The organism is Albimonas pacifica (assembly GCF_900113695.1).
Taxonomy (GTDB): Bacteria; Pseudomonadota; Alphaproteobacteria; order Rhodobacterales; family Rhodobacteraceae; genus Albimonas; species Albimonas pacifica.
Genome location: NZ_FOQH01000003.1, coordinates 406,419 through 431,291, shown reverse-complemented (window position 1 = coordinate 431,291; position 24,873 = coordinate 406,419). Strand labels below are relative to the sequence as shown.

18 protein-coding genes are annotated in these 24,873 nt (G+C 74.7%); 10 read left to right on the top strand and 8 right to left on the bottom strand.

The window, feature by feature from the left end; genetic code table 11:
- Positions 1-12: 12 nt before the first annotated feature.
- The 7 genes from BM064_RS07655 to BM064_RS07625 all read right to left on the bottom strand — a co-directional run bounded on the left by BM064_RS07655 (position 13) and on the right by BM064_RS07625 (position 8,570).
- Positions 13-822 (bottom strand): hypothetical protein, encoded by an 810-nt coding sequence (locus BM064_RS07655; RefSeq protein WP_092859151.1) that lies wholly within the window; start codon positions 820-822, stop codon positions 13-15.
- 29 nt (positions 823-851) lie between these two features.
- Positions 852-1,400 (bottom strand): c-type cytochrome, encoded by a 549-nt coding sequence (locus BM064_RS07650; protein ID WP_092859150.1) that lies wholly within the window; start codon positions 1,398-1,400, stop codon positions 852-854.
- 50 nt (positions 1,401-1,450) lie between these two features.
- Positions 1,451-2,845, bottom strand: coding sequence for an FAD-binding oxidoreductase (locus BM064_RS07645; protein ID WP_177236178.1), 1,395 nt, complete (start codon positions 2,843-2,845; stop codon positions 1,451-1,453).
- Positions 2,846-3,168: 323 nt separating this feature from the next.
- A complete protein-coding gene (locus tag BM064_RS07640) occupies positions 3,169-4,593 on the bottom strand; it encodes a GAF domain-containing protein (protein ID WP_218160978.1) in 1,425 nt (474 codons plus the stop codon).
- Between the two features lie 80 nt (positions 4,594-4,673).
- Positions 4,674-5,225: a hypothetical protein gene (locus BM064_RS07635; protein ID WP_092859148.1), complete on the bottom strand. Its 552-nt coding sequence runs from the start codon at positions 5,223-5,225 to the stop codon at positions 4,674-4,676.
- Between the two features lie 97 nt (positions 5,226-5,322).
- Positions 5,323-7,422, bottom strand: coding sequence for an acetate--CoA ligase family protein (locus tag BM064_RS07630; RefSeq protein ID WP_177236177.1), 2,100 nt, complete (start codon positions 7,420-7,422; stop codon positions 5,323-5,325).
- On the bottom strand, positions 7,419-8,570 hold the full coding sequence (locus BM064_RS07625) for an acyl-CoA dehydrogenase family protein (RefSeq protein WP_092859146.1): 1,152 nt from the start codon (positions 8,568-8,570) through the stop codon (positions 7,419-7,421). The genes BM064_RS07630 and BM064_RS07625 overlap by 4 nt, the downstream gene beginning before the upstream one ends.
- Before the next feature lie 99 nt (positions 8,571-8,669).
- On the opposite strand from BM064_RS07625, the gene BM064_RS07620 reads away from it, so the two are divergent.
- The 6 genes from BM064_RS07620 to BM064_RS07595 all read left to right on the top strand — a co-directional run bounded on the left by BM064_RS07620 (position 8,670) and on the right by BM064_RS07595 (position 16,649).
- Positions 8,670-9,590, top strand: coding sequence for a LysR substrate-binding domain-containing protein (locus BM064_RS07620; RefSeq protein ID WP_218160977.1), 921 nt, complete (start codon positions 8,670-8,672; stop codon positions 9,588-9,590).
- A gap of 117 nt (positions 9,591-9,707) precedes the next feature.
- Positions 9,708-10,073: a hypothetical protein gene (locus BM064_RS07615; RefSeq protein ID WP_092859145.1), complete on the top strand. Its 366-nt coding sequence runs from the start codon at positions 9,708-9,710 to the stop codon at positions 10,071-10,073.
- Positions 10,070-10,909 (top strand): alpha/beta fold hydrolase, encoded by an 840-nt coding sequence (locus BM064_RS07610; protein WP_092859144.1) that lies wholly within the window; start codon positions 10,070-10,072, stop codon positions 10,907-10,909. The genes BM064_RS07615 and BM064_RS07610 overlap by 4 nt, the downstream gene beginning before the upstream one ends.
- 147 nt (positions 10,910-11,056) lie before the next feature.
- On the top strand, positions 11,057-12,946 hold the full coding sequence (locus tag BM064_RS07605) for a calcium-binding protein (RefSeq protein ID WP_092859143.1): 1,890 nt from the start codon (positions 11,057-11,059) through the stop codon (positions 12,944-12,946).
- A 33-nt stretch (positions 12,947-12,979) separates the two neighbouring features.
- Complete coding sequence (locus tag BM064_RS07600) at positions 12,980-14,776, top strand: calcium-binding protein (RefSeq protein ID WP_092859142.1); 1,797 nt, start codon at positions 12,980-12,982, stop codon at positions 14,774-14,776.
- Between the two features lie 31 nt (positions 14,777-14,807).
- Positions 14,808-16,649: a calcium-binding protein gene (locus BM064_RS07595; protein WP_092859141.1), complete on the top strand. Its 1,842-nt coding sequence runs from the start codon at positions 14,808-14,810 to the stop codon at positions 16,647-16,649.
- A 442-nt stretch (positions 16,650-17,091) separates the two neighbouring features.
- Here BM064_RS07595 and BM064_RS07590 read toward each other — a convergent pair whose 3' ends face one another.
- Positions 17,092-17,985, bottom strand: a complete 894-nt coding sequence (locus tag BM064_RS07590) for a hypothetical protein (RefSeq protein ID WP_092859140.1) — start codon at positions 17,983-17,985, stop codon at positions 17,092-17,094.
- Between the two features lie 458 nt (positions 17,986-18,443).
- Here BM064_RS07590 and BM064_RS07580 point away from each other — a divergent pair, with 458 nt between their 5' ends.
- The 4 genes from BM064_RS07580 to trpE all read left to right on the top strand — a co-directional run bounded on the left by BM064_RS07580 (position 18,444) and on the right by trpE (position 24,833).
- Entirely contained in the window at positions 18,444-19,670 is a 1,227-nt protein-coding gene (locus tag BM064_RS07580) for an aminotransferase (RefSeq protein WP_092859306.1), read from the top strand.
- On the top strand, positions 19,667-20,848 hold the full coding sequence (locus BM064_RS07575; RefSeq protein WP_245779085.1) for a DNA cytosine methyltransferase: 1,182 nt from the start codon (positions 19,667-19,669) through the stop codon (positions 20,846-20,848). The genes BM064_RS07580 and BM064_RS07575 overlap by 4 nt, the downstream gene beginning before the upstream one ends.
- Before the next feature lie 481 nt (positions 20,849-21,329).
- Complete coding sequence (locus tag BM064_RS07570) at positions 21,330-23,207, top strand: peptidylprolyl isomerase (RefSeq protein ID WP_092859138.1); 1,878 nt, start codon at positions 21,330-21,332, stop codon at positions 23,205-23,207.
- Positions 23,208-23,324: 117 nt separating this feature from the next.
- A complete protein-coding gene (gene trpE / locus BM064_RS07565; protein ID WP_092859137.1) occupies positions 23,325-24,833 on the top strand; it encodes an anthranilate synthase component I in 1,509 nt (502 codons plus the stop codon).
- Positions 24,834-24,873 lie beyond the last annotated feature (40 nt).

The window sequence follows — 24,873 nt, the reverse complement described above, 5'->3', positions numbered from 1 at the left end:
GTCCTCGGGGGATCAGGCCGCGTCGCGGCGTCGGCGCGCCAGAAGGCCCAGCCCCCCCAGCGCCGCCCCCAGCAGCCCCAGCGCCGGCGGCGCCGGCACGGCCGCGGCCGGCCCCTCCAGCGGCGGGATCGCCGCCCCTGCCGCAGCGTAGACCGCGGTCGAGACGCGCGAGACCACGCGCAGGTGCACGGTCTCCCCCGCCCCGACCTGCATCGGCACGTAGGCGACCGCCTTGCCCGTGGTCGGGAAGCGGCCGTCCGTCTCCATGCCGTAGTCCACCAGCAGGTCGCGCTGGGGGTAGAAGGCGGTTTCGACCAGCTCGCCGGCGGCGTCGTCCATGTCGAGGCGCCAGAAGCTCAGCGTCGCCCGCGCCTGCCCGACCTCGCCCGAGACCGCGCCGCCCGAGACGCCCCCCGCCACGTCCCCCAGCACCGAGGCCGAGAGCACGTAATCGATCTGCATCCCGAAGGTCCCCAGCCAGGGGGTCGGGTTCACCAGGGTGAAGGTGCGCACCAGCTCCACCCAGCTCTCGCCGCCGTCGATCTCGGCGCCGCTGCGCGCGTCCACCCCGGACGAGGCCGAGACGATCGAGCGGTTCTGCGCCTGCACCACCGTCCCCGGCCCCGCCCAGCCCTCGCCCAGCGCGCGGCTGCGGCGGATCTGCGGCTCCTGGCTCTGGGACCAGGAGACGTAGCTGGCCGAGAAGTTCGACAGCGTCAGGTCGAGCGCGGCCTCGGCGACGGTCGTGGCGGCGGCGGGGCCCGCGGCGAGGGCGGCGGCGAGCAGGGCCGCGGCGGCGGCCCGGATCGGACGGCGGGTCATGGCGAGGGGATCTCCCGGGTCGCGGCCGCTCATTGCGGAACCGCGACGGTGAAATAGGGGGCGGAGGCGGGCTGGCCCTCCTCCACCGGCTCGGGCGTGGCGTGGGCCACGGGCGGCAGGGCGCGCAGGGCGGCGATCAGGGCCGAGAGGTCCGCCTCGCTCAGCACGGCGTAGCTCGGCCAGGGCATCACCGGCGCCAGCGCCCGGCCGTCGGGGCGGCGGCCGGTGGTCAGCGCCTCGGCGATCTCGGCGTCGCTCCAGCCGCCCAGGCCGGTCGCGTCCGGCGTCAGGTTCGGCGGCCACACGACGCCGTAGCCCGGCATCGCGAAGCCGATGTCGCCCCCGCCCAGCGCCGCGTCCTCGCGCGGGGCGCCCTGCGCGTCGCGGGGCGTGTGGCAGCCGCCGCAGTCCATGATCCGCAGCAGGTATTCGCCGCGCGCCAGCGGATCGGCCGCCTCGGCCCGGGCCGGGGCCCCGGCGTCGAGCGCGACCAGCGCGAGGAAGGAGACGGCCGGAACGGCCAGGACGGCGGCGAGACGCACGCCGAGCAGCGACAGGGGGTTGGGCCGCGTCGTCATCGCGGGGTCCTTTCGGTTCGAGGGTGGGAACGGGGGGGAGGGACGGCCGCTCAGGCGGCGGCCGTCTCCTCGCAGCCGGGGTCGTCGAAGACCCTGCGGAAGCGCCCGGCGGGGTCGTGGCGGACCCGCAGCGCGGCGAGCCGGCCAAGCGCCTCGGGCGAGAAGGCCAGGCCCAGCCGCCCGGGCGCCGCCAGGTCCGCCTCGCCGACGTAGACGCCCTTCACGTGGGGGGCGGCGTCGCGGGCGACGCCCCGGACCCAGCCGCGGGCGGCGGCGTCCCCGGACGGGTCCCGCCACATGGCGTAGACCGCCCCGAAGCTGGACCCGATCATCGAGAAGGCGGCCGAGCCCGGTGCCGGAACCGGCGCCAGCGGCGAGCGCACCAGGCCCAGCGCGAAGCACTCGGCCGTCGGCGCCCGGGCCATGCCGCGGGCGAGCGCCCCGAACAGGCCCACAGGCGCCGCGTCCGACCACATCGCGTCGACCGCCATGCGCCGGCCCCGCGGAAATCCCGCGTCGATCAGGTCGTGGAGCGCGGGGATCGGCGTCGCCAGGCCGACCTGCGCGTCCAGCGCGCCCCCGGGCGCCGCCGCGCCGATGTCGGCGAGGATCGCGTCGCCGGCCTCGGCCGCGTCGGCGAAGACGGTGGCGATGGCCATGACGACCGTCGCCGAGACCGCCGCCAGCGGCGGCGGGGCCGCGCAGAACTTGGCGGTGAATTCGACCGAGGCGGGGACCCGGGCCATGCTCGCCTGCATCCAGGCCGCCACGTCCTCCTGCGCCGACAGCGGCCAGGTCCACACGCCGGTGCGGATCGCCCGCGGCAGGGGCGCGAGCCGCAGGCGGAAGCCCACGACCACGCCGAAGAACAGCGGCCCCGCCCCGCGGGCGGCCCAGAACAGGTCGGGATGACGCTCGGCCGAGACGCGCAGCAGCGCGCCGTCGGCGGTCACGACGTCGAGGCTCTCCACCCGCTCGCAGGCGACGCCCCAGACGCCGGCGTTCCAGCCGAGGCCGCCGCCCAGCAGGTAGCCCGACATCGGCACGGCGCCGCAGTGCCCGACCGGGAAGCCCAGCCCGTGGGGGGAGAGCGCCGCGGCCAGCGCGCGGCCGGTCGCGCCGGGCCCCACCTCGGCCACGCCCGCGGCCGGGTCGAGGCGGATCGCGTCGAGGCCGGCGAGGTCGATCGCCATGCCCGCCTGCTGGGCCGCGCCGGACCAGTTGTGGCCGCCGCCGCGCGGGCTGACGGCCAGGCCGTTCGCGGCGGCGAAGCGCACCGCGCGGCGCACGTCCTCGACGTCGGCGGCGCGCACGATGACGTCGGGGCGGCGGGCGGGCTTGCGCCCCTTCCACAGCAGGGTCTCCAGCGCCAGGTCCCAGCCGGGCTCCCCGGCCGCCAGCACCAGGCCGCGCACGTCGCGGCGAAGCGTCTCGATCTGCATCATGTCCATCCTGTCCCGCGGGGCCTCGCGGCGCCTCGGGCGCCCTTCCGGGGGGCCGGCTCCCCGTGCCGGGGGAGCGGTTTCGATGGACCCGGGGATAGGCCTGACGCAGAGGGAAGGCTTGCTAAGTGTTCCCGCACGGAACGCTAAAAGAATAGTAAGCACGCAAATGATCGGGGCGGGCAGACGGGGGCGGAGCGCCTGCGGCTCGGGGCGCGGCGTCTCCCCGGCGACGGCGCGTGCGGCGGGCCGCGAGAGGCCCCGGGTCAAGCCCGGGGCGCCCGTGGGCGGCGCCAACGAGAGAACCGGCGCAGGCCGCGCGGGGGTCAGGCCTGCGGCGGGGCGGCGCTTTCCAGCTCGACGGGCACGGCGATGCACAGGCGGAAGCGGCCGCGGCCGCTCTTCTCGATGCGGATCGGCGCCTCGCGCTCGTCGAGGCGCTTGCGCAGCAGGACCAGGCGGGCGTCGAGGTTCTCGGCGTGGTCGGGCAGGCGCAGGGAGGGGTCGAGGCGCAGCTCGCGGGTGTTGAACTCCTCCCGCCCCGTGGCCGCATGTTCGCGCAGCAGCCGCCAAAGGATCGCGCCCGCCACGCCCTTGATCAGGTAGTCGTTGTCCAGGAACACGCTGTCGTCGAAGGCGAAGTGGCGCACCGTCACCGCGGGCGGCCGCTCCGCAGGGCCGAGGCGGGCGGGCGCCGGCGCCTCGGGCGCCGCGGCGGCCTGGGGCAGCAGGGCCGCCAGCGCCCCCAGGTGCCCGGCGATCAGGGCCAGCGCGTCCTCGTCGTCGTGGCAGAAGCGCAGCATCCGCCGGCTCTCGCACAGCAGTACGCCCAGCAGCCGCTCGCCGCGCAGGATCGGCAGGGCGAGCTGGCTCGACGGCGCGCCGAGGCCGGGGAACGGGATCGCGGTGGCCGCATCCCAGTCCAGCCCCGCCTCCCGCGCCTGGTCGCGGATCGCGCGCGCATAGCCGTAGGCCGAGGTCAGGTGCCCGATGCGGATGGCGGCCCGCTCCCGCGCGGCCACGCCCACCACGCCCTCGCCCAGCGCCACCTCCGAGCCGACGCCGGAGGCGGAGTAGCCGCGCGAGGCGACGGTGTAGAGCCGCTCCGACCCCTCGTCGTGCATCAGGATCATGGCGTGCTCGACGCCCAGGTCCTCGGCCAGCCGCTCCAGCGTCAGGTCGAAAAGCTCGCCCAGCTCCCGCGCCCCGGCCATGGCCGCGAAGACCCGGCGGGCGACGGCCATCAGGTTGCGATGGGGGGCGGGGGGCGCGATCTCGGGCGGGCGCACCGTCTCGACGCCCACCACGCGGAACACGTCGGCGCCGCGCAGGCGGAACACCCCGTCCATGCCGGAATGGGAGGCGAGGCCCATGAGCTGGGCGCGCATCTGCTCGAACAGCGGCCCCTCGGTCCGCGTCTCCTCGTAGACGAGCTGCAGCCGGTGCTGGGCGAGCGTGGCGGGATCGGTGATCGCCACCGAGGCCCGCCCGGTGCTGAGCAGGTTGCGCCGGGTCTTGTTGAAGAACTGGTAGCTCAGGGCCACGCGCTCGGGATCGACGTAATGGACCTGCGAGATGATCGAGACGTTGACCATCCCCTGCGCGTCGCAGGTGGCGAGCGCCGAGGCCGCCACCCCCTCCATCGCGTTGCGCAGCAGGTCCATCGAGGGCAGCGCCCGCTCCGGCGCGGGCGCCCCCGCGGGGGCGCCGGGCACGGCGCCGGGCCACAGCGAGGGATCGGGCGCGGGCATCCCCTCCGCCTCCGCGGCCGGGCTCGGGGCGCGGCTCTCGGCGCGGCTTGGAGCGTGGCTCCGGGCGCGGTCCGGCGGGCTCATGCCGAACGCTCCGCCCGGCCCAGCGGGTCGGGGAAGGCGTGGATCGCCTCGCCCGCGCCGGGGCCCGGGGTCTGGCGGAAGGCCTGCTCGGGGGCGAAGACGACGACGACCGCGGTCTGCGGGTCGCAGCGCACGAAGCCGGTGCAGAAGGCCGGCGCGAACCCCGCCAGCGCCAGCCAGTCGCGGTGCCCGCGGCTCTGGCGGGCATAGTCGGCGAGGTCGCGGGGCGTCGGCGCCTCGATCCGCGCCCGGGCGCCCTTGGCCTGGATCGAGCGATGCTCGAGGTCGGTGAAGCTCGCCGCCACGCTGCCGCCGGCGCGCACCGCCGCCAGCAGGGGGGCGGAGCCTGCGGGGTCGACCAGCACCCGCAGCTCGCCCGCCGCCGCGTCCACCGTGCAGGAGAAGCCGAAGCCCGCCACCGGGGTCCCGTGCAGGTCGCTGGCGCCGATCAGCACGGTGATCCCGCTCTGCACGAAGGCTGCGAGCTCGGCCGAGAGCGGCCCGGTCCCCTGCCCGGCCTGCGCGGATGCGGCGGCGTCCCGTTTCATGCGGCGTGATCCCGGCCCGTTCCGACCCGTGGGAAGGGCGACCGGACTCTCCTACTCCCGCCCTGCCGCCTCGGCAACGGGCGGGCGGAGGGACCGCTCAGCGCAGGCGGATCAGGGCGTCGAGCAGCGCCACGCCGTCGCGCGAGACGAGGACCGGGTTGATCTCCGCCTCCTCCACCCGCGGGTGCAGCACGATGCGCGAGACGTCGGCGACCAGCCGGGCCAGCGCCTCGAGATCGCCCGGCGGCAGCCCGCGGAACCCCCGCAGCGGGGCGAGGCCGCGCACCCCCGCCAGCATCTCCCGCGCCGTCGCGGCCGTGACGGGGGCGGGGCAGATGGCGACGTCGCGGTAGATCTCGGTCATCACGCCCCCCACGCCGACCGTGACCACCGGGCCCGCCAGCGGGTCGCGCGACAGGCCGACGAGGACCTCGCCCAGCCCGCTGCGCATCTCCTGCGCCAGCAGGCCGCGCAGGCGGAGGCCGGGGACATGCGCCTCGGCCGCCGCGCGCATCTCGGCGGCGGCCGCGCGCAGCGCGGGAAGGTCGGGGACGCCGACCCGGATCGCGCCGGCCTCGCTCTTGTGGGGCAGCTCCGTCGAGACGAGCTTGGCGACCACCGGCCAGCCGAGCCCGGGGTCCACAATCGGCAGCTCCAGCTCGAACAGCGCCTGCGCGGGGCGGGGGGCGCCCAGGGCCGCGAAGACCTCGCCGGCGTCGAGCTCGTCCATCACCCCCGCGGGCGCGCGGTCCAGCAGGGCGGCGGCGCGGGGCGGGAGGGACGCCTCGGGGATGGGATCGGGATCGCAGGGGGTCAGCAGCATCGACGCGACCTCGGCGCAGACCTCGACCGAGCGGAAGGTCGGCACGCCGCCCGCCTCCAGCATCGCCAGCCCCTCGGGCGCCTCGGGCAGCGGGAAGGCGATGACCGGCGCGGCGCCGGGGGGCGCCTCGGCGACCGCGTCGACGATGGGCTTCACGGCGAGCTCGGGCTGGAACTGGGCCGAGGAGCCGATGCAGACCAGCAGCAGCCCCGTCTCCGGGTCGGCGGCCAGCGTCGAGACCACGGATTTCATCGTGACGTAGTTGGTCCCCGCCAGCGTCACGTCCACCAGCTTGCCGTGGCCCATGGGGATCGCCTGCGCCTCCAGCGTCGCGCGCGCGGCCGGGGGCGCGCCGGCGATCGCCACGCCGCGCGCCGCCATCTGGTCGATCAGCATCGCCCCCCCGCCGCCGGTGGTCGAGACCACCGTGACCGTGCGCGGCCGCCCCTCGGGCAACGTCGCGCGGGCCAGCGCCGGGGGCGCGTCGAGCAGCGTCTCGAACTGCTCCGCCTGCCGGATGCCGCACGACCGCAGCAGGGCGGCGCAGGCCTGCGCCGAGCCGGTCAGGGCGCCGGTGTGGGAGACGGAGAGCGCCTGCCCCTCCTCCGAGCGGCCGATCATGTAGGCGACCACGGGCTTGCCGCGGGCATGGGCCGCCCGCGCGAAGGCGGCCAGCGCCTCGCGGTCGCGGATGGTTTCCAGGAACAGCAGGAACCCGTCGGTGTCGGGATCGTCGAGCAGCAGCTCGCCCAGCTCGCCCACCCCGGCCCCCGCCTCGTTGCCCACCGAGATCAGGTGGGAGAACCCCCGCCCCCGCGCCTCCCCGCGCGAGAGCAGCGTGCCGATCAGGCTGCCGCTCTGCGACAGCGCCGCCAGCCGGCCGGGGCGCAGGGCGTCCACCCGGAAGGCCGCGTTGGTGGTGCACGAGAAGCCCGAGCGGGTCGAGACCACGCCCGTCGAGTTCGGCCCGATCAGCAGCATCCCCGCCTCGGCGGCGAGCGCGGCCAGCCGCGCCTGCCGCGCGCGCCCCTCGGGGCCCGCCTCGGCGAAGCCGTCGGCGAGCAGGCTGACCACGCGCACGCCCGCCCGCGCGCAGTCCTCGACCGCGGCCAGCGCGTCCTCGGCGCCCAGCAGGATGTAGGCGTGGTCCACCGGCCCGGGGATCGCGCCGACGGACGGGCAGGCCCGCACGCCCGCGACCTCCTCCCGCCTCGGGTTCACCGGGTGCACGGCGCCCCGGAACCCGTGCCGGCGCAGGAAGGCCATCGGCCGGGCCTGCAGCTTGCCCGGCCGGTCCGAGGCCCCCACGATCGCCACCGCCCGCGGGTCGGTCAGCGCCCGCAGCAGCTCGGCCCGCGGCCGGTCGGGGATCACGACGCCCCCCGCTGGGAGAAGCGGCGCCCGAACACCCCCTCGGCGATGCGGTTCTTGAGGATCTCGGTCGAGCCGCCCGCGATCTGCCAGCCCCGCGTCCGCCGCATGCAATACTGCACCGTGCTCTCCTGCGAGAAACCGTGCCCGCCCATCACCTGCAGCGCCTCGTTCGCGGCGAAGAAGCCCGCGTCGTTGCAGGCGTATTTCGCCATCGCCGTCTCCTGGGCCGAGGGCAGCCCGCCTGCCGCGTTCACCGCCGCGCGCATCAGCAGCAGCTGGGCGGCGTCGAGCTTCGTCGCCATCTCGGCGAACTTCCACTGCAGGCCCTGGAATTCGCAGATCGGGCGGCCGAACTGGCGGCGCGTCAGGGCGTAGTCCCGCGCGGTGTTGAATGCATGCCGCCCGCAGGCCACCGCCCGCGAGGCATTGCCCAATCGCTCCACGTTGAACCCCGCGATCTGCTTCTTGAACCCGCCTGGCCCCAGCAGCGTGTTCGCCTTCGGCACCCGGCAGTTCGCGAAATAGAGCGGCGCCCAGTCCTCGCCATTCATGAAGGCGGACGCGCGGCCGATCTCGAACCCCTCCGTCCCCTTCTCGATCAGCAACGAGCCGATCCCGTCCACCCCCGGCCCGAAACGGACGTAGACGAGGAACACCTCCGCCTCCGCCGAGTGCGTGCCGAAGATCTTCTGGCCGTCGACCACCCAGTGATCGCCCGCGTCTCTCGCCGAGGTGCGCAGCTCGGTGACCGCCGAGCCCGCGTCCGGCTCGGTCATCCCCAGCGAAATGGAGGTCCGCCCCGCCAGCAGGTCCGGCAGGAAGCGCTCCTTCTGCTCCGGCGTCGCGTATTCCCAGAAGGTGCGGATCGGGCCGAAGTTGCCCGCCTGCACCACGTCGCCCGACCGCGGGCAGACCTCGGCCACGGCCTGGATGGCGAGGATCGCCTCGACCAGGGTTCCGCCCTGGCCGCCCTCGGCCTCCGGCAGGGTGATGCCCAGCAGGCCGGCCTGCGCGAGGCGCCGCGCCACGTCGCGGGGGAACTGCGGGCTGCGGGCGCGCTCGGCCGCGCCCTCGGCGAGCTCCGTACGGGCCAGGCGCTCCACGCTCTCGCGGAACATCCGCTGGTCGTCGGTCAGGGAGAAGTCCATGCGGCCCCGCTGGCGGTGGTGGGTTGATCGGGCGCGGAGCCTAGCCCAATCATCGGTTCTGAAAACCCCGCTTCGCTCAGCCCCCGGAAACCGCAGCTTATGGATCGGCCCTATCGCGCCCTGCCGCTGAACCCGCTGCGGGCCTTCGCCATCGCCTCGCGCCACCGCACCTTCACGGATGCGGCGCGCCACATGGGGGTCAGCCAGGTGGCGATCAGCCGCCAGATCGCGATCCTGGAGAACTGGCTGGGGGTGAAGCTGTTCGAGCGCGGCGCCCGCGCCGTGCGCCTGACCGAGGCCGGCCGCGCCTTCGGCCACGAGATCGCGGGCCTCTTCGACCAGCTGGAATCCGCCGCCGCCCGGATGCTGGCCGAGGAGGGGCGCGACACGGTCGACCTGCGCATCTACCCCACCTTCGCCCACCACTGGCTGCTGCCCCGCCTGCAGGGCTTCGCCCAGGCGCACCCCGAGGTCCGCATCCGCCTCGACACCAAGGTCGAGCCGCTGGACTTCCGCGGCGCCCATCTCGACGCCGCGCTGCAGCTGGGCGACGGCGCCTGGCGCGACGCCCGCGCGCGGAAACTGTTCGACGAGGTGGTGGACGTGGTCTGCGCCCCCGCCTACCTCGCCCGCTTCGGGGGCGCGATGACCCTCGACGACCTGCCGCGGGCGGAGCTGCTGCACTCCCGCTACCGCCGCCGGGAATGGGCGACCTGGGCGCGGGAGGCGGGGGTGGAGATCGACCCGCACGCGGGCACCGAGTTCGACACTTCGCTGCTCACCTACTCCGCCTGCCGGCAGGGGTTCGGGCTGGCGGTCGGCCAGCTCGACCTGCTGACCGAGGAGCTCGCCTCCGGCGCGCTGGTGCGCCCCTTCGACCGGCCCTGGCGCACCGGCGCGGCCTTCTGGGTGGCCTGGCCCACGATCACCTCGGCCGGCGCCGCCACCCGCCGCTTCGTCGACTGGCTGCTGGAGAGCGCGGGCCAGCCGCCGGAGTTCTTCCCCGGCCGGCAAGCCTGACCTGAAGTTATGCCCGCCTGCGCATCCCGCCCTCGCCCGGCCCCGCCGGGGGCGCTAGAAAGGGCCGGCGGACGCGCGAAAACGCGCGACGCGCAAGGCCAGGTCCGGGGAGGACGCATGTTCGCCGATCTGATGCGAACCGGCGGCGAGGGCACGGCCCTCGCCCGACGGGCCCGCGGCCTCTGCGCCCGGGTGATGCTGCGCGCGGGCGCGGACGAGACGCTGGTGATCGTGCAGGGCGGGGCGGTGGTCTCGGTCCAGCCGGGGCCCTTCGTGATGCCGTCCTGGGACGTGGCGATCTCGGCCCCCGCCGAGGACTGGCGCCTGTTCCTCCAGGCCGTGCCGCCCCCCGGCTCCCACGACGTGATGGCCCTGGTCCGCCGCGGCGCCATGCGCTTCGAGGGGAACCTGCACCCGCTGATGGCCAACCTGATGTATTTCAAGCTGCTGCTCGCCTCGTTGCGCCCGGAGCCGGCCGCATGAAGATCGAGCCGATCACCGGCCGCTACGGCCATCTCGAGATCGAGGGCCGCCCCCACCGCCTCTACTGGGAGGAGGCGGGCGAGGGGATCCCGCTTCTGTGCCTGCACACCGCCGGCGCCGACGGGCGGCAATGGCGGGCCCTGCTCAACGACCCCGAGATCACCCGGCGCCACCGGGTCATCGCCTACGACATGCCCCGCCACGGCAAGAGCTCTCCGGCGCCGGGCACGGTCGACGAGGACTACCGCCTGACCGCCGACGGCTACGTCGCCCAGGTGCTGGCCGTCTGCGACGCGCTGGAGCTGGAGAAGCCCGTGGTCATGGGCTGCTCGATCGGCGGCCGCGTGGTCCTGCACCTGGCCGAGCGGCGCCCCGAGCGCTTCCGCGCCCTGATCGGCCTGCAGAGCGGCGCGGCGGTCCCGCCCTACTACGACACCGGCTGGCTGCACCGCCCCGACGTCCACGGCGGCGAGATCTGCGGCGCCTTCGCCTACGGGCTGATGGCGCCGACCAGCCCCGCCGCCGAGGTCGACGAGACCCGCTGGCACTACATGCAGGGCGGCCCGGGCGTGTTCCGCGGCGACCTCTTCTACTACACCGTCGACGGCGACTTCCGCGACCGGGTGGCGAGGATCGACGTCGCGAAATGCCCGCTGCACCTGCTGACGGGGGAATACGACTATTCCTGCTCGCCGCAGGACACCCGGGCGCTGGCCGAGGCGCTGGGGATCGGGTGGACCCTGATGCCCGGCCTCGGCCATTTCCCGATGAGCGAGAATCCGCAGGCCTTCCTCGCCCACCTCCGCCCGGTGCTGGAGCGCATCCGCGCCGCCTGAGCCGCCGCCGCCCGTCGCCTGCGCCGCGCGCCGGACCGAGAGTTCGAAACGCGCCCCCCAGATTTCATCAGGGAGCCTTGCGATTGGACTCCTGCGCGACTTTGGGTTAACTAAATTCCACTTATTGGTTTCAGGAACTGAGCGCCCATGGCAACCATCTGGATCGATCTCGCTGTTTACCGCGAGTACGGCGACTACACGACGTGGACCGCCCTGCTGGCCGGGAACCAGAGCCCCCCTGCGGGGTCCGAGCTGCGAATCGACTGGGCCAGCGGCGGCATGCCCGAGGGCGGCAGTTCCAACTTCTACGGCTACCAGCTCGACGGCGTCGGAGTGACCCAGGACTACCGCGGCTCGACCTTCCTGCATGCCGACGACGTCTACGTCACGGCGACGGACTCGACCTTCTATTTCGACGCCCTGCCCGGCGTGCTGCGCGCCTGGATCGAGAACGGCGTTTCCCAGCCGGTCGGCGGCACCTTCCACCTCGGCGACTCGGACGACGCGGTGGTGATGGGCGGAACCTCGACCGTCTACGGCGGCGGCGGCAACGACACGATCAAGGGCGCTGCCTACGCGTCCGGCGGCGCGGGCGACGACCGGTTCGCCGGGGTGGCCGAGGTCCACGGCGGGGGCGGCGACGACCTCGTGGGCCAGATCAGCGACTACGGCTGGGTAGGGACCTTCTACGGCGGCGCCGGCTTCGACGAAGTGAAGCCCAACGTCGGCGTGCGCGCCCGCGTCGGCGTTCTCGACAGCGTCGAGCGCGTCTCGAGCTACCGCAACCTCGAGATCCTGACCGAGCTGCTGCCCGCGGGCGAGCTCTCCATCGACGCCTATTTCGCCGGGATCGAGCTGGTCTTCGACGACACCACGATCACCCCCAACATCATCCTCGGCGACGTCGCCGACACGGTGCTGGGGCCGGCGACCTTCGATCCGGGCTACGCGCGCTTCCGCATCGACCTCGCGGGGGGCGACGACGTCTACCGGGCGCAGGCGCGGCCGGGCAACTCGGTCACGGTGCTGCTGGGCGACGGCGCGGACCTGTTCCGCGGCGCGAGCGGGATCGACGACGTCTACGGCGGCGGCGACGACGACGACATCGCCGGCGGCGCCGGCGGCGACTGGCTGCGCGGCTCCTACGGCGACGACCTGATCCGGGGCGGCCTGGGCGACGACGGCCTGTTCGGCGGCGAGCAAGACGACGTCATCCGCGGCCACCGCGGCCACGACCTGATCGCGGGCGACGAGGGCCCCGACGACTGGCAGGCGATGCTCTACCCCGGCGACGACCAGCTCCACGGCGGGCTCGGCCGCGACCACATCTACGGCGGCGGCGGGGCGGATTCGCTCTACGGCGACGGCGGCCGCGACCAGCTCGAGGGCGGGGCGGGCGACGACTCGCTCTACGGCGGCGGCGGCAAGGACCGCCTTTGGGGCGACGAGGGCGCCGACCAGCTCAGCGGCGGCGTGAACGACGACCGCCTCTACGGCGGCGGCGGATCCGACACCGCCTGGGGCGGCGACGGCGCCGACCGGATCGCGGGCGACGACGGCGCGGACCTGCTGCACGGCGACGCGGGCGACGACACCATCGAGGGCGGCGCGGGCGACGACATCCTGCATGGCGACGACGGCGACGACTGGCTCTACGGCGGCGCGGGCGCGGACGAGGCCTACGGCGGCGACGGCGCCGACGCCCTCGTCGGCGGCGAGGGGACAAGCGAGCTCTTCGGCGGCCTCGGCGCGGACCTGCTGACGCTGGGCGTCGGCGCGACCACAGCCACGGGCGGCGCGGGCGCGGACGAGTTCGTGGCCGCGATGGGCGACGGGGCCGACACGATCCTCGACTTCGAGACCGGCCTCGACCGGATCCGCATCGTCTCCGGCGCGACCGGCTTCGACCAGCTCGACATCGCCCAGCGCGGCGCGGCGACCTACGTGACCTACGGGCTGAATACCGACGTTCTGGCGCTGATCGGGGTGTCGGCAGGCGATCTCGACGCCTCCGACTTCCTGTTCGGGTCCGCCTGAACGCACCTGCCGCGCACCACGGGAGGCTTGACCATGGCCACCATCTGGCTCGACCTCGTCGAAGTGTCCTCCGGCGAATTCGGAACCAGGTACTCCGCGCTGCTGGCAGGCGACCTGAGCCCGCCGCCGGGCTCGGAGTTCCGGATCGACTGGGGCGACACCGGCCTGCCGGACGACGGCGGCGACGACATCTTCCTAGGCTACCGGATCGAAGGCATCGGGGTGGTCCAGGACTACCGCGGCTCGACCTTCGCCTACCCCGCCGACGTGCGCGTCGCGGCGACGGATTCGACCATCTGGTTCGACGCGGCGGTCCCCGGCCCCCTGCGCCTGGCGGGCGTGCCCGAGGCGGGCGGCAACACCGTCCACATGGGCGACGGCGACGACACGGTGGCGCTGGACGACACCTCCACCGTCTACGGCGGCGGCGGCGACGACACGATGTTCACCGTCGACGAGGCCTATGGCGGGGACGGCAACGACCGGTTCCGCGGCGCCGAGCAGGCCTATGGCGGCGACGGCGACGACCAGTTCCTGGGCATGTCCCCGGGCGACGTCTACGGCGGCGCGGGCTTCGACGAGATCGTCGGCGGCGACCGCCTGAACATCACCCTGGGCCGCCTCGAGGGGGTCGAGCGGATCAACACCTATGTCGAGCTCACGCTGACCTCGGCGGCGACCTCCTTCGGCCCGTTCTCGATCGACGCCTATTTCGAGGGGGTGGAGCTGCTCTTCGACGCCCGCACCCGGGTTCCGGAGCTGCTGTTCAGCGACGCGGACCTCGACATCCTCGGGCCGGACGCCTTCAAGGTGCCCGGCTATGACGACCTGCGCCTGCTGTTCGGCGACGGCGACAACTTCTTCCGCGGCCAGGACCGCGTCGGCGGCGTCGAGAGGCTGACGGTCGAGGGCGGCCGGAACGTCGACACCATGCGCGGCGGCGCGGCGGACGAGACCTTCGTCGGAAACCTGGGCGACGACGACCTGCACGGCGGCGGCGGCGACGACGACCTTCAGGGCCGGGACGGCGACGACCTGCTGCGCGGCGGCCAGGGCGAGGACCGGATCCTCGGCGGCATCGGCGCCGACCTGATCCGGGGCAACCGTCAGGTGGACGCGCTGGGCGGCGAGGGCGGGAACGACCTGATCTACGGCGGCCTCGGGTCCGACCGGCTCTACGGCGGCGCCGACGACGACGTGGCTCATGGCGAGCGGGGCCGCGACGCGATCGAGGGCGGCGAGGGCGCCGACAGCCTGTTCGGCGGGCGCGGCTCGGACTCGATCTCCGGCGAGGGCGGCGACGACCTGATCCGCGGCGACGCGCACCGCGACGAGATCACCGGCGGGGCGGGGGCGGACTCCATCTCCGGCGGCGCCGGGCGGGACACGATCCAGGGCGACGGCGACGACGACGTGCTGCGCGGCGCCCGCGGGACCGACACGATCGACGGCGGCGCCGGCGACGACGCGGTCCACGGCGGCGCCAACGACGACCTGCTGTTCGGCGGCGCCGGGACCAACGACCTCTACGGCGGGCGCGGCGAGGACGTCATCCACCTCGAGGTCGGCGAGAACACCGCGCGCGGCGGCGAGCACGCCGACCTGTTCATCGTGGAGATGGGCGCCGGCGCCGACACGATCCTCGACTTCGAGGTCGACCTCGACCGGATCCAGGTGCTCTCGGGGGCGACCTCCTTCGAGCAGCTCGACATCACCCTGCGCGGGGACCGGACCTACGTGACCTACGGCCTCGCCACCGACGTGGTGGCCCTGGTCGGCGTGGCGCCGGGGGATCTCGACGCCTCCGATTTCCTGTTCGGGCCCGCCTGAACCGGCTCATTTTTCAGGGAGAGACATCCTCATGGCGACCATCTGGCTTGAACTTCGCGTAACCGGAAATGACTCGGTCGGCCAGCCCTACTACTCGGCCATCGTGGCCGGCGACCAGACCCCTCCCGCCGGATCCGTCTACCGGATCGACTGGGGCGACACCGGCCTGCCGGACGCCGGGGGCAATAACAGCTTCTCGGGCTACCGGTTCGAGGGCGACGGCGTGGTCCAGGACTTCCGGGGGTCGACCTTCGATTACCCCGCCGACGTGTACATCGCCGCGTCGAACTCGACCTTCTGGTTCGACGAGGCGCCCGGGCCCCTGCGCATGGCGGGCGTGCCCGGCGCCGGGTTCAACGTCTTCCACATGGGCGACCAGGACGACGCGACCGCGCTGAACTACACCTCCACCGTCTACGCCGGCGGCGGGGACGACGTCCTGATCTCCCTGGCCGAAGGCTACGGCGAGGACGGCGACGACCAGTTCCGGGGCATGGAGCTCGGCTATGGCGGCGACGGGGCCGACGTGTTCAGCGCCGTCGACACCGTCTATGGCGGCCGCGGCGACGACCATGTGCTCGACGCCGACGCCGACGTCGTCTACGGCGGCGCCGGCTTCGACCATGTCGAGGCGGCGTACGGCGAGTACCTCGTGCTCGGGCGGATCGAAAGCGTCGAGCGGCTCACGACCGGGCGCAAGCTGATCGTGCAGGGCGACAGCCTGGCGACGCCCGAGTTCTCCTTCGACACGTTCTTCGACGGCATCGAGCTGACGATGGCCCCGGCGCCGCCGGCCGCGGAGTTCGTCTTCGAGGGCGACGGGCTGGAGATCCTCGGCCCCTCGTCCTTCGCGCTGGCGGGCCACGACGCGATCAGCATCACCCTGGCCGGCGGCGCGATGACCTACCGCGCGCAGAACCACGTCTCCGGCGTCGAGGTGCTCGAGGTCGAGGGCCTGGGCGGCCCGCTCACGATGCGCGGCAGCGACGGCGACGACACCTTCATCGGGGGCGGCGGCGCGGACGACATCCGGGGCGGGCGCGGCGACGACCGCCTGCGCGGGCGCCACGGCGACGACGAGATCCACGGCAAGCTCGGCGGCGACCGGCTGTCGGGCGACGACGGCGGCGACCTGATCTACGGCAACAGGGGCGTCGACGTGATCTACGGCGCGGCCGGCGACGACGAAATCTACGGCGGTGTCGGCGGCGACCTGGTTTACGGCGGCGACGACGACGACGAGATCCACGGCGACGTGGGCAGCGACTCGCTCGAGGGCGGCGCCGGGGCCGACGTGGTGTTCGGCGACGGCGGGCGCGATTCGATCGCCGGCGGCGAGGGGGACGACGTGCTCTACGGCGGCAAGCGCCACGACCGCATCGTGGGCGAGGCGGGCGACGACGCGGCCTATGGCGGCAACGGGCGCGATTCGATCTTCGGCGACGCGGGCGACGACGCGCTGCACGGCGACCGGGGGCAGGACGCGCTCTACGGCGGCGAGGGCGCGGACGCGCTCTACGGCGGCCACGCCGACGACCTGCTGTTCGGCGGCGCCGGCGCCAACACGCTCGACGGCGGCGACGGCGCCGACGAGATCCACCTCGAGGTCGGCGACAACGAGGCCACGGGCGGCGAGGGCGCCGACCTGTTCATCGTGGAGATGGGCGCCGGGGCCGACACGATCCTCGACTTCGAGCATGGCGTGGACCGGATCCGCATCGACTCCGGCGCGACCGCCTTCGACCAGCTCCTGCTGTCGCTGCGCGGCGACCGGACTTACGTCACCTACGGGCTGAGCACGGACGTGGTGGCTCTGGTCGGCGTCGCGCCCGAAGAGCTGGACGCCGGCGACTTCCTGTTCGGAACCGGCTGAGCGCGGGGGACGGACCCGGGGACCGGGCGCTGGAACCCGGCGCGGGAACCGGGCGCCGCCCCCGCCCGACGCCGGCCGGCGGGGCCGGCCCTGCGCGGGCGAGGGGCGGTCCTGGGTGGCGCGTGCGTCATGCCGGACGCCGCGCCACCCCGAGGCGACGTCCCGGTGCGGCGCCCTCCGGTTTCCCCCCCGGGACCGGGCCGCCTCGCATCCGGGTGTCGGGCCGGCATGGCTGGTCTCGCCGCCCCGGTCGCCCCGATCCTGTTCCGCCCGGGTCTCCGTCTGCGCCGGAGCCCGTTGACGCAAGGATGCCGTCGCCCGCCGCCGCCGCTCAACGAGCATGTTTGTCCCGCGGGGCGGGATATTTGGAAGCCGTTGGAATTCGCAGGAAACCCGGCCGCCCCGGCGAGGGCCGCGCAGCCTGCGCCCGGGGCGCGCGGGCTCAGAGCGTCGCGAGCCAGATCCGGTCGGCCGCGCTGACCAGGTCGGTCACCGTCGCTGGCGACAGCGGGCGGTCCGAGGCGACCGGCCGGCGCAGCCAGCGCACCAGGTCCGGCACGAAGTCCGGCGCCCGGTCGACCGGCAGGCCCAGCGCGCGCAGGTCCGCGGCGACCTCGGCGTCGGTGTCGATGTAGCGGTTGCTCTCCGACAGGGTCTCGCCGGCCGCGGGCGGCACGCGCACCGCGGCGATGCGCGCCGCATAGGGCCGCTGCGCGCCCGGCTGCAGCGACACGAACCCCACGGTGACGCCGGCCAGCAGGCTCGCCGGCAGGGTCGGCGTGACCAGCGCGAGGTAGACCGGCCCGAAGGCGTCGCTCTCGCTGCGCAGCTCGCCCGAGAGGCCCTGCACGTTGCGCTCGATCTCGCCCGACCAGGCCGCCTCCACGCCCGCGAAGCTCTCGCGCACGCGGGCGAGGTGGCCGCTCTCCGCCTCCGCCGCCGGGGCGAGGTGAAGGTCGGCGCGGATCAGCTTGTCCTCGTAATAGGGCGACTGGGCCATGCTGTAGAGGGCGAAGCGCCCCGGCAGGAAGGCCCGCGGCTCGCGCGAGACGGCGGCGTCCGGCGGCAGCCCCAGCGAGGCGCGCAGCCCCGCGGCGGCGTCGCCGTGACGGATCTCGAGCGTGGCCACGAACGTCGCCAGGTCGCAGGCCGCGAGCCAGCTTCCCGGCCGCCCCACGTCGAGCAGCGCCGCCCACTCCTCATAGAGCTTGGCCGACCGCGGGGCCGCGCGCCCCTGCATCCACTTGTAGGACCGCGCCACGTCGAAATCGGTGTCGGGATCCGCCTCGCGGAACAGGGCCGCGAGCGCCTTCTGGCTGTCGCAGCCGAGCAGCATCGCGGTCAGGCGCAGCTTGGCGCCGAAGTCCCGGGGGCGGGCGGGTCTGCTCGTGAGGTTTCGATGAGTCAGGGCTGGGGTCCGGGGGTGCTGGGGCGGCGGGGCTCCGCCGGTTGCCGCTCCGGGGGGAGGCAGGCGCCCATGCGGACGGTCTGGGCGGATGCGGGATCGTGGCAGGAGCTTGATTCCTAATCGGTTCCGGCGACAGCATCAAGTTGTCGCATGCGTTGTCCGCCCCCCGCCCTCCGCGCGCGCCGCGCGTCCGCCGCCCCCGTCGCCGCCCCCGTCGCCGCCCGCCCGCTTCCCCCAGGGGCCGCGCGCGCCGCCGCCCCGGCGTCTTTTCCCTTCCCGCGCGTCCCCCTGCCCGCGCCGTCTCCCCTGCGCCGCTTTGCATCCCGCGCCGGGCCCGCGACCCCTTCCGCCGCCCCGACGGCGCGGCTATCGTCGCGCCCATGACCATGCCCGCCCCGACCCCGCCCTTCGCCCCGTTCCCCGGCCCGCTCGCGGCCGGGGTGGCGGCGGCCTACGATCCGCCGGTGATGGAGGCGCGGCGCTGGATCGCCGGGCGCAGCTTCCCGGCCGACCGTCCGCTGCTGAACCTCAGCCAGGCCGCCCCCGTGGACCCGCCGCCCGAGGCGCTGCGCCGGGCCATCGCCGAGGCCGCGCTCTCCGAGCCGCAGGCCCATCTCTACGGCCCCGTCCTCGGCCTGCCCGCCCTGCGCGAGGAGATCGCCGCGCAATGGTCCGCGGCCTACGGCGGCGCGATCTCGCCCGAGGACGTCGCCGTCACGCCCGGCTGCAACCAGGCCTTCTGCGCGCTGATGGCGACCATCGCCGGCCCCGGCGACGCGGTCCTGCTGCCGACGCCGTGGTACTTCAACCACAAGATGTGGCTCGACATCACCGGGGTCGAGGCGCGCCCGCTCCCCTGCGACGGCGCCCTGGTCCCGATCCTGGAGGAGGCCGAGGCCCGCATGGCCGGCGTCAAGGCCATCGTCCTGATCACCCCCAACAACCCCACCGGCGCTGAATACCCCGCCGGCGTGGTCGAGGCCTTCGCCGCGCTCGCCCGCCGTCACGGCGCGATGCTGGTGATCGACGAGACCTACCGCGACTTCGACAGCCGCGAGGGCGCGCCGCATTCCCTGTTCCAGGACCCCGACTGGCGCGACACCGTCGTCCACCTCTACAGTTTCTCGAAGGCCTACCGCCTGACCGGGCACCGCGTGGGCGCCGCCATCGCCTCGCCCGCGCGCCTCGCCCAGGCCGAGAAGTTCCTCGACACGGTGACCATCTGCCCCTCGCAGCTCGGCCAGTTCGCGGCCCTCTACGGTCTGCAGCATCTGTCGGGCTTCGTCGCCGAGCAGCGGGCCGAGATCCTCGCCCGCCGCGCGGTGGTCGAGGGCGAGTTCCGCCAGGCGCTGCCCGACTGGGAGCTGATGGGCGCAGGCGCCTATTTCGCCTGGGCCCGCCACCCGTTCGCGCAGAGCTCGGCGGAGCTGGCCAGGACCCTGGTCGAGGCGCAGAGCCTGCTGCTCCTGCCCGGCACGATGTTCACCCCCGCCGACGACCCGCTCGGGGCGGCGAGCTTCCGCATCGCCTTCGCCAACGCCGACGGCGAGGGCCTGCGCACGATGCTGGCCCGCCTCGCCGCCTTCACCGCCGAGCAGGGGGCGCGGGCGTGACCTCCCGCCCGCGGCGCCGGTTCCTGGAGTTCTTCGCCGGCGGCGGCATGGCCCGCGTGGGCCTGGGCGAGGACTGGGACTGCCTGTGGGCGAACGACTTCGACGCGGCCAAGTGCGCGGCCTACCGGGACAATTTCGGCGACGACCACCTGGTCGAGCGGGACGTCGCCAAGGTCGCCTCCGCCGACATCCCCGGCCGGGCGGACCTCGCCTGGGCCTCCTTCCCCTGCCAGGACCTGTCGCTCGCCGGCGCGCGTCGGGGGATGCGGGTCGGCGGCACGACCCGCAGCTCCGTCTTCTGGGCCTTCTGGTTCCTGGTCGAGCGTCTGGCCGAGGAGGGCCGCGCGCCCCGGGTGCTGGTGATCGAGAACGTCGTCGGCCTCGCCTCCGCCTCCGGCCACAAGGACTTCGCGGCGCTCTGCGCGGCGCTGGCGGCAGGGGGCTACCGCTTCGACGCCCACGTGGTCGACGCCGCCGGCTTCCTTCCGCAAAGCCGCCCGCGCCTCTTCGTCGTCGCCTGGAAGGGCGAGCCGCCCGCCGCGCTCGCGCAGACCCCGGGCGACGGCACGCCGGCGCGGCCCCGGGCGCTGGCCACGGCGCTCGAGCGGCTGGGCGAGGCCGCCCCCTCCCGCCGCCCCCTGCGCCTGCCGCCGCCGCCGCCGCGCAACCTCCAGCTCTCCGACGTGGTCGAGGACCGGCCCACCGGCGTCAAGTGGCGCAGCGCCGCCGAGACCAAGGCGCTGCTGGCGATGATGACCCCCCGCCACCTCGCCCGGATCGAGACGGCGAAAGAGGAAGCGCGCCGCACCGGCCGCCCGGTGGCCGGCACGCTCTACCGCCGCATGCGCCCCGACGGGGCGGGCGGCACGGTGCAGCGCGCCGAGGTCCGCTTCGACCTCGCCGGCTGCCTGCGCACGCCCGCCGGCGGCTCCTCGCGCCAGACGCTGGTGATGGTCGAGCCCTCGGGCCGGGTGCGCACCCGCCTGATCTCGGCGCGCGAGGCGGCCCGCCTGATGGGCCTGCCCGACGACTACCGCCTGCCGGCGCGCTACACCGACGCCTACAAGCTCGCCGGCGACGGCGTCGCCGCCCCGGTCGCGCGCTGGCTCGCCGCCCGGATCGTCGAGCCCCTGCTCGACCACCTCGACGCCCAGGAAGCCGCCGCCGCCGCCGAGTAAGCGCCTCCCGCGGCCCGCGCACTTCCGCCCCTCCTCCCAGGCCCCACCGCCCGCCCCAGGCGCCCCGGCGCGCGGCCGGCCATGCCTCGCAAAGCGCCTGTTCTCCGGAGCCGTCTCTCGCGGATGCCGAAAAGAGCGACTCGTCCCGGCCGGTCAAGGATCGCGCAGCGACCGGCGAAGCCGGCTTGTCCTTGACCGGCCGGGGCGAGTCGCTCAGGCATCCATCAGCGAGAGACGGCTCCGGAGGACAGGCGCGGGCTTGTTCTTGGGTGAGTCAGGAGCCCGCCGGAGGCTTCCCCCTCCCCATTCCCTCACGCCCCTTCTCATAGACGCGCCCCCGCCAAGCCCGCCCGCAGGGCGCCTGCGCCCCCGTCTCTCCCCTTCTCCTCACGACATCGCGCCCCCCTCGCCCCGTTGCCCCCGCCCCTGCGAGCCTCTAAGACGCTTGACGACCCGAAGCCTGCGATCCGAAGGCAGACCCATGCTGCATCTCCTCCGCCGCGCCGCGAAGACCTGGGCGTTCCGCATCCTGTTCGGCGTGCTGGTCGTCTCCTTCGCCGTCTGGGGGGTGGGCGACCTCGACCTGGGCGGGGCCGGCACGCCGGTCGCCTCCGTCGGCGAGGAGAAGGTCACCGTCGAGGACTTCGCCAACGGTCTCGCGCGCGAGATGCAGTCCGTCTCCCGCCAGACCGGCCAGCCCGTCGACCGCGCCCAGGCCGAGGCGATGGGCCTGCCCCAGAGCCTGCTCGGCCGCATGGTCCGCGACGCCGCCCTGAACGAGGAGGCCCGCCGCCTCGGCCTCTCGGCCGACGACCATGCCCTGCGCGAGGCGATCGTCGAGAGCCCCTCGTTCCACGGGCTCGACGGGACCTTCGACGAGGAGCAGTACCGCTTCGTGCTCGACCGTCTCGGCTTCCGCATCGACCGCTTCGAGGACGACCTGCGCAAGTCGCTGGCCCGCGACGCCATCGCCCGCGGCGTGCGCGGCGGCGCCGCCGCGGCGCCCGGCATGGCCGCGTCGCTGGCCGCCTACGGGCTCGAGCGGCGGGTCTACGCGGTGGTCGACCTGCCGCTGTCCGAGGCGCCCGATCCCGGCGCGCCCGCCGACGCCGACCTCGCCGCCTGGCACGAGGCCCACGCCGACGCCTACCGCTGGCCCGAGCGTCGCGACGCCGCCTGGCTGGAGATCTCGCCCGAGACCCTGGCCGAGACCGTCGAGATCCCCGAGGAGCGCCTGCGCGCCGCCTACGACGCCGCCGGCGAGCGCTTCTCCACCCCCGCCCGCCGCGCCGTCGACCGGCTGGTGTTCCCCGACGAGGCGAGCGCCCGGGCCGCGCTCGACGCGATCTCCTCGGGCGAGAGCAGCTTCGAGGCCGAGGTCGAGAAGCGCGGCCTGGCGCCCGCCGACGTGGACGAGGGCGAGGTGGCGCAGGACGACTACGACGCGCAGACCGGCGAGGCGCTGTTCTCGGCCGACCTCGGCGTGGTGGGCCCGCTGCCCAGCTCGCTGGGCCCCGCGCTCTACAACGTGCGCGCCGCGATCCCGGCCCGCGTCACCCCCTTCGAGCAGGCCCGCGAGACCCTGCGCGGCGAGATCGCCCGCGAGCAGGCCCGCGACCTCTCCCACCAGCGCGCCGAGGAGGCGGCCGACCTGCTCGCCTCCGGCGAGACGCTGGAGACCATCGCCGAGGAGACCGGCCTGCCCCTGCGCCGCGAGACCGGCCTGACCCGCGAGGGCATGGCCGAGGCCCCCGGCCTGATGGGCGCGCCCGAGCTGATCGAGGAGGTCTTCGCCGCCGAACCCGGCGAGGAGCGCGACCTGGTCGAGGCCTACGGCGGCGCCTACGTGCTGGTGCGCGTCGACGAAGTCACCCCCGCCGCGCCGATGACCCTCGAGGAGGCCCGCGACCGGGTCGCCGCCGACTGGGCCGACGCGCAGCGCCGCGAGGCGCTCTCCGAGCTCGCCGAGGCGGCGCTCGCCCGGCTCGAGGCCGGAGAGCCGCTCGACGCGGTCGCGGCCGACCTGCCCGGCGCCGTCTCGCGCACCCAGCCCGTGCGCCGCGACCAGACCCCGGCGGACCTGCCCGAGACCGCGGCCGAGACGCTGTCGCGCGCCGAGGCCGGCGCGGCGGCGGTCGTCCCCTCGCCGGGCGGCGTGGCGCTGGTGCAGCTCGTCGAGGTGATCCCCGCGGATCTCGCCCAGGGCCAGGGGGCCGAGCTCGTCGAGCGATGGCGCGAGGCGCTGGACCAGTCGGTCGCCGACGACCTCTACGTCTATTACGCCGCCGCCGTGCAGGAGCGGCTGGCGCCCCAGTACAACCCGCAGGCGATGGACCGCGCGATCAATTCGATCCGCTGACGGCGCCTCCGGCCCCTCCGCCGCGGCCCCCCTCCCCCGGGAGGGGGGAGAGCGCGGGACGGGCCGGACCCCGCGCCCCGCCACCGCTCCGCCCGCTTCGCGAGGCCCGTTCACGACATGCAGATCCAGCCCGATTTCGCCGCCTTCGAGGCGGCCTATGCCCAGGGCCGCAACGTCGCGGTCTACTGCACCATCCCCGCCGACCTGGAGACGCCGGTCTCCCTGATGCTGAAGCTGACCCAGGCCCGCCGGGACGCCTTCATGCTCGAGAGCGTCACCGGCGGCGACACCCGCGGGCGCTACAGCTTCATCGGCTTCAAGCCCGACCTGATCTGGCGCTGCCGGGGCGACAAGGCGGAGATCAACCGCGCCGCCCGCTGGGACGCGGACGCCTTCGAGCCGGACGCGCGCCCGCCCCTCGACAGCCTGCGCGCCGTGCTCGACGAGAGCCGGGTGGAGCTGCCGCGCGGCCTGCCGCCGGGGATGGCGGGCCTCTTCGGCTATCTCGGCTACGAGATGATCGGCCAGGTGGAGAAGATCCCCCAGACCAACCCCGATCCCCTCGGCCTGCCCGACGCGGTGATGATGCGCCCGACGATCGTGGCGGCCGTCGACGCGGTGAAGGACGAGGTGACCTTCGTCACGCCCGTCCGCCCCGGCGACGCCGCCAACGCGCGGGCGGCCTACTCGCGCGCCGCCGAGCGGCTGTCGGACGCGGTCATGGACCTCGACCGGGCGGTGGGCGACGGGCGCGCCGACGGCGACCTGCGCGAGATCGGGGAGCCGGTCTCCAACACCTCGCCGGAGCGCTACGCGCAGATGGTCGAGACGGCGAAGGAATACATCCGCGCCGGCGACATCTTCCAGGTGGTGCCCTCGCAGCGCTGGACGCTCGACTTCCCGCTGCCGCCCTTCGCGCTCTATCGCGCGCTGCGGCGGACCAACCCCAGCCCCTACATGTTCTTCTTCAACTTCGGGGACTTCCAGGTGGTCGGCGCCAGCCCCGAGATCCTGGTGCGCGTCCGCGGCGGCACGGTCACCATCCGCCCCATCGCCGGCACCCGCAAGCGCGGCGCGACGGAGGAGGAGGACCAGGCGCTCGAGGCCGAGCTGCTCGCCGACGCCAAGGAGCGCGCCGAGCATCTGATGCTCCTCGACCTCGGCCGCAACGACGTGGGGCGGGTCGCGAAGATCGGCACCGTCCACCCCACCGCCCAGTTCACCGTCGAGCGCTATTCCCACGTCATGCACATCGTCTCCAACGTCGAGGGCGAGCTGCGCGAGGATATCGACGCGCTGGGCGCCCTGCTGGCGGGCCTGCCGGCGGGCACCGTCTCGGGCGCGCCGAAGGTGCGGGCGATGCAGATCATCGACGAATTGGAGAGCGAGAAGCGCGGCGTCTACGCGGGCGGCGTGGGCTACATCTCCGGCGCGGACGAGATGGACATGTGCATCGCGCTGCGCACCTCGGTGGTCAAGGACGGCAAGATGTACATCCAGGCGGGCGGGGGCGTGGTCTACGACAGCGACCCGCAGGCCGAGATCGAGGAGACGGTGAACAAGGCGCGCGCCCTGTTCACCGCCGCCGCCGAGGCCGGCCGCTTCGCCCCGCGCGGCAACCGCTGAAGCCGTCGCCCTGAGCCGCGGCGCGGACGGGTCCGCGCCG

Excerpts from the sequence above, each read along its gene's own strand:
- BM064_RS07655 (WP_092859151.1), bottom strand. The coding sequence starts at position 822 with ATGACCCGCCGTCCGATCCGGGCCGCCGCCGCGGCCCTGCTCGCCGCC.
- BM064_RS07650 (WP_092859150.1), bottom strand. The coding sequence starts at position 1,400 with ATGACGACGCGGCCCAACCCCCTGTCGCTGCTCGGCGTGCGTCTCGCC.
- BM064_RS07645 (WP_177236178.1), bottom strand. The coding sequence starts at position 2,845 with ATGATGCAGATCGAGACGCTTCGCCGCGACGTGCGCGGCCTGGTGCTG.
- BM064_RS07640 (WP_218160978.1), bottom strand. The coding sequence starts at position 4,593 with ATGCCCGCGCCCGATCCCTCGCTGTGGCCCGGCGCCGTGCCCGGCGCC.
- BM064_RS07635 (WP_092859148.1), bottom strand. The coding sequence starts at position 5,225 with ATGAAACGGGACGCCGCCGCATCCGCGCAGGCCGGGCAGGGGACCGGG.
- BM064_RS07625 (WP_092859146.1), bottom strand. The coding sequence starts at position 8,570 with ATGGACTTCTCCCTGACCGACGACCAGCGGATGTTCCGCGAGAGCGTG.
- BM064_RS07620 (WP_218160977.1), top strand. The coding sequence starts at position 8,670 with ATGGATCGGCCCTATCGCGCCCTGCCGCTGAACCCGCTGCGGGCCTTC.
- BM064_RS07615 (WP_092859145.1), top strand. The coding sequence starts at position 9,708 with ATGTTCGCCGATCTGATGCGAACCGGCGGCGAGGGCACGGCCCTCGCC.
- BM064_RS07610 (WP_092859144.1), top strand. The coding sequence starts at position 10,070 with ATGAAGATCGAGCCGATCACCGGCCGCTACGGCCATCTCGAGATCGAG.
- BM064_RS07605 (WP_092859143.1), top strand. The coding sequence starts at position 11,057 with ATGGCAACCATCTGGATCGATCTCGCTGTTTACCGCGAGTACGGCGAC.
- BM064_RS07600 (WP_092859142.1), top strand. The coding sequence starts at position 12,980 with ATGGCCACCATCTGGCTCGACCTCGTCGAAGTGTCCTCCGGCGAATTC.
- BM064_RS07595 (WP_092859141.1), top strand. The coding sequence starts at position 14,808 with ATGGCGACCATCTGGCTTGAACTTCGCGTAACCGGAAATGACTCGGTC.
- BM064_RS07590 (WP_092859140.1), bottom strand. The coding sequence starts at position 17,985 with ATGCTGCTCGGCTGCGACAGCCAGAAGGCGCTCGCGGCCCTGTTCCGC.
- BM064_RS07580 (WP_092859306.1), top strand. The coding sequence starts at position 18,444 with ATGCCCGCCCCGACCCCGCCCTTCGCCCCGTTCCCCGGCCCGCTCGCG.
- BM064_RS07570 (WP_092859138.1), top strand. The coding sequence starts at position 21,330 with ATGCTGCATCTCCTCCGCCGCGCCGCGAAGACCTGGGCGTTCCGCATC.
- trpE (WP_092859137.1), top strand. The coding sequence starts at position 23,325 with ATGCAGATCCAGCCCGATTTCGCCGCCTTCGAGGCGGCCTATGCCCAG.